The sequence below is a fragment of the Psychromonas antarctica genome, assembly GCF_022267535.1.
GTDB classification, from domain to species: domain Bacteria; phylum Pseudomonadota; class Gammaproteobacteria; order Enterobacterales; family Psychromonadaceae; genus Psychromonas; species Psychromonas antarctica.
Map to the genome: position 1 here is coordinate 1 of NZ_JAHNZV010000118.1, position 7,846 is coordinate 7,846.

Annotated in this window: 9 protein-coding genes; all 9 read left to right on the forward strand. The window is 37.6% G+C overall.

The window, feature by feature from the left end; translation table 11 throughout:
• On the forward strand, positions 1–809 hold an 809-nt coding region (locus KSO91_RS14915; protein ID WP_238743828.1), incomplete at its 5' end, for a hypothetical protein.
• Positions 796–1,605 (forward strand): glycosyltransferase family 2 protein, encoded by an 810-nt coding sequence (locus KSO91_RS14920; protein WP_238743829.1) that lies wholly within the window; start codon positions 796–798, stop codon positions 1,603–1,605. The genes KSO91_RS14915 and KSO91_RS14920, both read left to right, overlap by 14 nt.
• Positions 1,606–1,709: 104 nt before the next feature.
• Complete coding sequence (gene rfbB / locus KSO91_RS14925; protein ID WP_238743835.1) at positions 1,710–2,789, forward strand: dTDP-glucose 4,6-dehydratase; 1,080 nt, start codon at positions 1,710–1,712, stop codon at positions 2,787–2,789.
• Between the two features lie 38 nt (positions 2,790–2,827).
• Positions 2,828–3,190, forward strand: coding sequence for a four helix bundle protein (locus KSO91_RS14930; RefSeq protein WP_238743830.1), 363 nt, complete (start codon positions 2,828–2,830; stop codon positions 3,188–3,190).
• A 149-nt stretch (positions 3,191–3,339) separates the two neighbouring features.
• On the forward strand, positions 3,340–4,236 hold the full coding sequence (gene rfbA / locus KSO91_RS14935) for a glucose-1-phosphate thymidylyltransferase RfbA (RefSeq protein ID WP_238743836.1): 897 nt from the start codon (positions 3,340–3,342) through the stop codon (positions 4,234–4,236).
• Positions 4,236–4,784, forward strand: a complete 549-nt coding sequence (gene rfbC / locus KSO91_RS14940) for a dTDP-4-dehydrorhamnose 3,5-epimerase (protein WP_238743831.1) — start codon at positions 4,236–4,238, stop codon at positions 4,782–4,784. The genes rfbA and rfbC overlap by 1 nt, the downstream gene beginning before the upstream one ends.
• Positions 4,785–4,904: 120 nt before the next feature.
• Complete coding sequence (gene rfbD / locus KSO91_RS14945) at positions 4,905–5,768, forward strand: dTDP-4-dehydrorhamnose reductase (protein ID WP_238743832.1); 864 nt, start codon at positions 4,905–4,907, stop codon at positions 5,766–5,768.
• Between the two features lie 55 nt (positions 5,769–5,823).
• On the forward strand, positions 5,824–6,594 hold the full coding sequence (locus KSO91_RS14950) for a glycosyltransferase family protein (protein WP_238743833.1): 771 nt from the start codon (positions 5,824–5,826) through the stop codon (positions 6,592–6,594).
• The gene (locus KSO91_RS14955) at positions 6,591–7,535 is read left to right on the forward strand and encodes a UDP-glucose 4-epimerase family protein (protein WP_238743834.1); all 945 of its coding nucleotides are present in this window, start codon (positions 6,591–6,593) and stop codon (positions 7,533–7,535) included. The genes KSO91_RS14950 and KSO91_RS14955 overlap by 4 nt, the downstream gene beginning before the upstream one ends.
• The last annotated feature ends 311 nt before the right edge of the window (positions 7,536–7,846 follow it).

Sequence of the window (7,846 nt, forward strand, 5' to 3'; positions counted from 1 at the left end):
CTTTTAATATTACCAACTCAACTGAGTTAGGCTTAATTGATGGGCGAATTTATCATTCAACATTTCTTAATGTTTATATGTCTGCTGTTAAATTTAATGAATTTACACTTACGAGGTTTCAATCAGTTTTTTACGAGCCTGGTACTTTTGCTTTTTTGTTACTTCCCGTCATTTATTGGTATAAAATTGTTGATTACAAACCTTTTAAATTTGCAACTTTAATTCTGATGTTATTATTTACATTCTCTGTCGGCGCTATGCTTACCGCAATAACAGCATCTATTATTTATTATTTTATAAAAAAGCCTGTAACATCCTTTCCGTATTTTTTTATATTATTAGTTGCATTCATATTTTCTTTGAGTTTTTTTCCTGTTTTTTTAGATTTTCTATCTAATAAATTTGGATTGGGGATTTATGAGGGAACGAGTACATCAGGTGGAACTCGTGTTCAAGAGCTGCGATATGTAGGAGAGGCATTTGAAAGTGTTATCGGTTCTGGTTTTTCTGGTCTAATCAATGTAGATACGTTTGGAGGGAATATATCTGTAGGTTTGTTTCAAATGATTATTTATTCTGGTTTAATTGGGGGGATAGCTCTCATTATTTTCCATATTATTTTGGGGGGCTATTCATTACAAAAATTTGCTAGTAAAGACAATAGATCTATTTTTGTCGGAGCCACACTATTTAGCTTTATATCAATGGGCTTGCAAAGGGCTACATTTATGGATGGTGTTTTATTAATTATCTTATTTGCGTTTCTATTAAAATTTGATGTCGAGAGAAAAGAACATGATCCAAAGTAACATCTGCTCAGTTTCAGTAATTATTCCTTTTTATAACGCATCCACATCTATTTCTCACACTTTGATATCTGTTTTTAACCAAACGTTATTACCAAGTGAGATTATTATCGTTGATGACGGAAGTAATAAAGTGGAACAAGATTTATTAAAAACCATTGTTTCTGATTTTAATGGTAATTCAGCTCTACAAGTGAAAATTCAACTTTTTTCACTCGATAATAATGAGGGAGCATCTCATGCACGCAATGTTGCTATTGAAAAGTCAACTATGAAATATTTGGCTTTTTTAGATGCAGATGATGCATGGGCCGAGAATAAAATTGAGCTTCAATATAGCTTTATGGAGGATCATGATTTTCATATTACAGGTCATGGTTATGTACACAATTTAAACAATGATGAGTTTGTTGTTGAAGAGTTTAATTATAATAAAATTAAGAAGTACCAGTTCATATATGCAAATCACTTTTACACTCCAACTGTTATGGCTCTACGTGCTAACTTTCAGCTCTTTGACACTAACTTTCAGAGGACTGAAGATTATAAATGCTGGGTAGAAAATATTTGTGTTGGAGGTGCTGTTATTATACGTAATAAGTTAGCAGGCGGGTTTAAGAACCCCCTTGGTGAAAGCGGACTTAGCGGTTCTATTAATAAAATGCATCAGGGACAACTAGATGTCTTAAAGTCATTACATGAGGAAAAAGTCATCTCCTTTCCATTTTATTGCGCTGCTTTCTTGGTAGAATATATTAAATATCCTCTACGTATTATTCGAATTAAAATGGATCTATGATCATCATTATGTTTACCTTATTATAGGGTAATAAGGTGATACAAATCATCAGTTAGGAAAAATATACAAGTAATATTTATTGGCCTTTTAGGCGCGGGAATGAAATTATGATCTTAATTACCGGTGGTGCCGGATTTATTGGTAGCGCAGTTGTGCGCCATATTATCGAGAACACCAACGATTCAATCGTTAATGTAGATTGCTTGACCTATGCGGGTAATCTTGAATCTATTGCAACTGTTTCTGATAATGAACGTTACCATTTTGTGCAAGCGGATATTTGTGATGCTAAAGCTATGGTGGATGTTTTCGAAAAATATCAGCCCGATGCAGTGATGCATTTAGCTGCTGAATCACATGTGGATCGTTCTATCGATGGTCCTGCTGCTTTTATGCAGACTAATATTATAGGTACATTTACACTATTAGAAGCAGCCCGAGCATACTGGTTAACTCTCTCTGAAGATAAAAAATCAGCATTTCGTTTTCACCATATCAGTACCGATGAAGTATATGGGGATTTAGAAGGTACTGATGATTTATTTACTGAAGAAACGGCTTATGAGCCAAGTTCACCTTACTCTGCCTCAAAAGCATCGAGCGATCATTTAGTGCGCGCTTGGCAGCGTACTTACGGCTTACCTACTATTGTGACTAACTGTTCAAATAATTATGGTCCTTATCATTTCCCAGAAAAATTGGTTCCACATATTATTCTCAATGCACTTTCAGCAAAATCATTACCTGTCTATGGAGATGGTAGCCAAATTCGTGATTGGTTATATGTAGAAGATCATGCGCGTGCACTTTATAAAGTAGTGACCGAAGGTAAGGTTGGTGAAACCTACAATATTGGTGGGCACAATGAGAAGACGAATATTGAAGTGGTCCAAACTTTATGTTCGATTCTTGATGAGTTAAGACCAATTTCGGATAATCCTGCGTTTGCCTCTTCTCCCTTCACTCATTACTCTTCACTCATTACCTATGTCAAAGATCGCCCTGGGCATGATGCTCGTTATGCGATTGATGCATCGAAGATTGATAAAGAATTAGGCTGGGTACCAGAAGAGAGTTTTGAAACCGGCATCCGTAAAACAGTGGAGTGGTATCTGAATAATGAAAACTGGTGGAAGCGAGTATTAAGCGGTGAGTACCAACTTGAACGTATGGGTGGCGAGTAAAGAGTGAATGGTAAAGGGTTATGAGGAAAGGATCAGTTATGCATAATGAAACTCGACCTCATTATAATTTGCAGGCTTGGCAAGTGAGTATGCAATTAGTGAAGCTTATTTACACTTGGTCCAATAATTTTCCTAGTGAAGAGAAGTTTGGATTGCTCTCACAAATAAGGCGAGCAGCTGTCTCCGTCCCTTCCAACATAGCTGAGGGCGCGGCCAGAAGTGGCTCTCGTGAGTTTGCGCACTTTTTAAGTATCGCGCGTGGTTCTTTAAGTGAAGTTGAAACTCAATATTTAATTGCTGTGAATTTAGGCTTTGCTCCAGAGTCATCTGAGCTGTTTGATTGTATTGATAAAGCTTCTCGCCTTATAACTGGCTTACATAAAAGCGTTAGTCAAAGATAAAGAGTGATGGGTTATGCGTAATGCATGAAGGGTGATGAGTAATGAGTTTTCTACCGTTTACCGCTTACCCATTACCATCTAATTTTTTAAAAATAGAGATAAAGATGACAATAAATAATACAGAGGTTTCACTGAACTCCCCATCCCCCATGACTCATTCCTCATCACCACAATACAAAGGTATTATTTTGGCCGGTGGTTCAGGTAGTCGTTTACATCCCATTACGTTGGGTACGTCTAAACAGTTATTACCTATTTACGATAAGCCAATGATTTTCTATCCTTTATCTGTTTTGATGTTAGCGGGCATCAAAGATATCTTAATTATTTCAACACCTGAAGATTTGCCTAATTTTGAAAGGATGTTAGGTAATGGTCATCAATTTGGTATTGAAATTAGCTACAAAGAACAACCGTCACCGGATGGATTAGCGCAAGCCTTTATTATCGGTGAAGAGTTTATTGGCGATAGTAATGTGGCGTTAGTGTTGGGTGACAATGTTTTTTACGGTCAACATTTCTCAGATAAATTACTCGCGGCGGCGAAGGTCAGTAAAGGTGCTTCTATTTTTGGTTACCATGTCACCGATCCGCAGCGTTTTGGTGTTGTCGAGTTTGATAAAAATGGCAAAGCGTTGAGCATTGAAGAGAAGCCTGAAAAGCCAAAATCAAACTATGCAGTAACCGGGCTGTATTTCTATGATAATGACGTGGTTGATATTGCTAAATCAATTAAGCCTTCAGAGCGTGGAGAATTAGAAATTACCGATATCAATATTGCTTATTTAAAACGCGGTGATCTCAATGTCGAAATGCTCGGCCGTGGATTTGCGTGGTTAGATACGGGAACCCACGATTCGTTACTGGAAGCGGGACAGTTCGTGCAAACAATAGAGCTGAGACAAGGCTTTAAAGTTGCCTGTTTAGAAGAGATTGCCTACGTGCGGGGCTGGTTAAGTAAAGAAAAGTTGCTTGAGCAAGCAGATAAATTGAAGAAAACAGGTTATGGCCAGTATTTGTTTAATATAGCGAACGGGACTATTTAATGAAGTTCATTGATACTGAAATTGAAGATGTAAAAATTATTGAAGCCAACGTATTTGGTGATGAGCGAGGTTTCTTTATGGAAACTTTTCGTGCAGATGAGTTTATGGCTAAAACAGGGGCTAAACCCTTTGTGCAGGATAACCATAGTAAATCAACCCAAGGCATTTTACGTGGCCTGCATTACCAGCAAACACAAACGCAGGGCAAATTAGTGCGTGTTATTTCAGGTGCTGTCTTTGATGTGGCTGTTGATATGCGTAAATCTTCCCCTACCTTCGGGAAAGCAGTTGGCGTTGAGCTTTCAGCTGAAAATAATCGCCAACTATGGGTGCCGGAAGGTTTTGCCCATGGATTTTATGTGATGACGGAATCGGCTGCCTTTGTTTATAAATGTACCGATTATTACCACCCTGCATCTGAAGTTTCTGTGCGTTGGGATGATGCTGAGTTAGGTATCGAATGGCCGTTAGTTGATGGTGAGTTACCGCAATTATCAGGAAAAGATGAAAATGGTTTTTCTTTTCAAGATGCACCTAAATTTGACTAGATAGGTGTGAGTAAAGGGTGAAAAGATATGAGGAATGAGTTTCTACCTCATTACCCATTACTACTTGCTCCTCACCCCTCCCCCCTCACTGTTCACCATAAACAATCTACAGGAATATGAATGAAAGTATTAATTACAGGAAAAGGCGGGCAATTGGCTTGGGAGCTAGAGCAACTAGCCCCAGAAAAATTTGAAGTTATCAGTGTCGGCATCAATGAACTTGATATTACCAATGAAAAATTAGTGAGCGATTTTATTGCTGAAAATAAGCCTGATTTAGTGATTAATGCTGCCGCTTATACTGCCGTTGATCAAGCTGAAAAAGATAGCGATCTTGCTTATGCGGTTAATGAGCTCGGTGTTAAGTATTTAGCGCAAGCCTGTAAAAAAATTGGCGCACGTATTTTACATATCTCGACAGATTTTGTGTTTGACGGTACAAGTGCAAGCCCTTACCAAACCGATGCAATACCTAATCCCTTAAATGTTTATGGCGCTTCCAAATTAGCTGGTGATATTGCGCTTAATGAGATATTGCCAGAGTCAAGCGTAATCGTTCGCACGGCTTGGGTTTACGCGGTACACGGCAATAATTTTGTTAAAAGCATGCTGCGCTTAATGCAGGAAAAGCCTCAACTTGGCATTATTTACGATCAAGTGGGTACACCAACGTGGGCTAAAGGTTTAGCGCAGTGGTTATGGATAATTGCAGGTAAACCTGAAGTGACGGGTACTTATCATTGGACAGATGCTGGAGTCGCATCTTGGTATGATTTTGCAATCGCCATTCAAGAGCTTGGCATTGAAAAAGGATTGCTAAATAAAAGCATTCCTGTGCTCCCTATCCCCGCGACCGCTTATCCGACACCCGCGAAACGGCCTGTATTTTCAGTGATAGATAAAACAAGTGCAGAAGAGGTCTCCGGCCTAAGTACTGTTCACTGGCGCAAGCAGTTATCATCAATGATGGATGAGCTAGTTTAACTCTATCTGTAAACTAATTTTACTACTGCAGTTTTATTCATTAAGGCTAGAGATAATGACACACATATATATATCTATTGTTTCTCATGGTAACGATGACGATATTATCAACAATACTAATTTAAAAGACATAAACTCGTTTAATAATGTGACTGTTATTATTCGGGATAACGTGGCAAGTAATAGACTTAAAACGTATTGTGTTGAAAGTCATTTTGAGTATAACGCTTCTGATCAGGCGTTAGGGTTTGGCGCTAACAATAATATTAACTTTAAGGTTGCTTCTGATTTAGGAATGGGTGGGAATGATTGGTTTGTTTTATTTAATCCTGATCTTGATATCTCTGCTGAAATGATAAACAAACTTTTTGACTCTATTGGTAATTATTCAAGTCAACTTTTTGCTATTAATTTATTTTTTGATAATAAATTTTCAAGGGCGGAGCAGTCGTTAAGAAAATTTCCGACATTCATTTCATTTTTTAATATCCTGAAAGGAAAATCTTTTACTGAAGCCTACGATAAAACTAAATTAGCCGATGGCTCAATAGTCGACTGGGCGGCAGGTTCATTTTTGGTTTTTCAAGCTGAGCTGTATAAAAAATTAAATGGTTTTGATGAAGATTACTTTATGTACTTTGAAGATGTGGATATTTGCCATCGAGCAAATAAGTTTTATAAGCAAAATGTAGTGTATCTGAAAGAGATTAAAGCAATTCACGAAGGTGGATACCAAAACAGGAAAATATTTTCCAAACATTTTAGGTGGTATTTTTCGAGCTTAATAAGATTTTTATTTAAAAGTACTTTTGGGGCTAAAAAATGAAAATATTGTTAACCGGCTCTACTGGTTTTATGGGTAAGGTATTAGTACAATCGCTAGATAAAGATCGAATTGAATTGATTCTAGCTGGGCGCGATGGTGAGAAAAAAAGTGATTGTCATTATATTTACATTAACAGTTTTGATTCGGATTCTCAGTTTGATTTGAGAAGTCATAAGTGTGATGTCGCCATCCACTGTGCAGCCCGTGTTCACGTGATGAATGATAGTTCAGCAAATCCGTTAGAAGAGTTCAGAGAAGTCAACACCTATGGCACACTTAATCTTGCCCAACAAGCTGCTGATGCGGGTGTAAAACGTTTTATATTTATTAGCTCGATCAAAGTAAACGGTGAATCTACAGAGCTAGGTGTACCTTTTAAACCTGATGATACTTTTATGCCAACAGATCCCTACGGTTTAAGTAAATATGAAGCTGAAGTTGGTTTGCGAAGAATAGCTACTGATACTGGGATGGAAGTGGTAATTATCCGTCCTCCATTAGTTTATGGACCCGGCGTTAAAGCTAACTTTGCCTCTATGATGAAGTGGGTGAATAAGGGGCTTCCATTGCCACTCGGCGGTATTAAGGATAATAAACGTAGTTTAGTGTCGGTAGATAACCTCGTTGATTTGATTACAACTTGTATTGACCACCCCAATGCGGCTAATCAAACATTTTTGGTTTCTGATGATGAGGATGTTTCAACATCACAATTACTCTCTAATATGGCGATAGCATTAGAAGCACCCAATAGATTATTACCAGTTCCTAGTTCGTGGTTTACGTTTGCTGCTAGGCTAATTGGTAAACCTGCAATATCACAACGTTTGTGTGGTTCACTACAAGTTGATATATCTAAAACTAAAGAGCTGCTGAACTGGACTCCTCCCTATAGCGCTGCTGAATGTATGAAAAAAACAGCAGATGCTTTTTTAAAATAGTGTCCAGAAAACTTGCTCGCTACCGCTTTTAAAAACTAACAGGCTTATTCACAGTGAGAAAGGAATGAGGCGCTATGCTTAAAGAGGAAAGATTAAAAGCGAATCCTGTTTTTTGATTTTGTTTTACCTCCTTCTTTTCTCATTCATTCCTCCTTGTGCGTTTTTTTTAATATTTTTTAAAGTCAAAGTGAGCTTACGGCAGCGTAGCTCAACTTCCATTTTTTGTTCTGATTTAATACGGGTAACTCATCCATCAGGACTTAATTATGTCAAATCCAGAGCAACTTAGTAGCGTTATTACTGCATTTGAG

Coding starts and splice junctions, on each gene's coding strand:
- KSO91_RS14955 (WP_238743834.1), top strand. CDS start 6,591: ATGAAAATATTGTTAACCGGCTCTACTGGTTTTATGGGTAAGGTATTA.
- KSO91_RS14950 (WP_238743833.1), top strand. CDS start 5,824: ATGACACACATATATATATCTATTGTTTCTCATGGTAACGATGACGAT.
- rfbA (WP_238743836.1), top strand. CDS start 3,340: ATGACTCATTCCTCATCACCACAATACAAAGGTATTATTTTGGCCGGT.
- rfbC (WP_238743831.1), top strand. CDS start 4,236: ATGAAGTTCATTGATACTGAAATTGAAGATGTAAAAATTATTGAAGCC.
- KSO91_RS14920 (WP_238743829.1), top strand. CDS start 796: ATGATCCAAAGTAACATCTGCTCAGTTTCAGTAATTATTCCTTTTTAT.
- rfbD (WP_238743832.1), top strand. CDS start 4,905: ATGAAAGTATTAATTACAGGAAAAGGCGGGCAATTGGCTTGGGAGCTA.
- KSO91_RS14930 (WP_238743830.1), top strand. CDS start 2,828: ATGCATAATGAAACTCGACCTCATTATAATTTGCAGGCTTGGCAAGTG.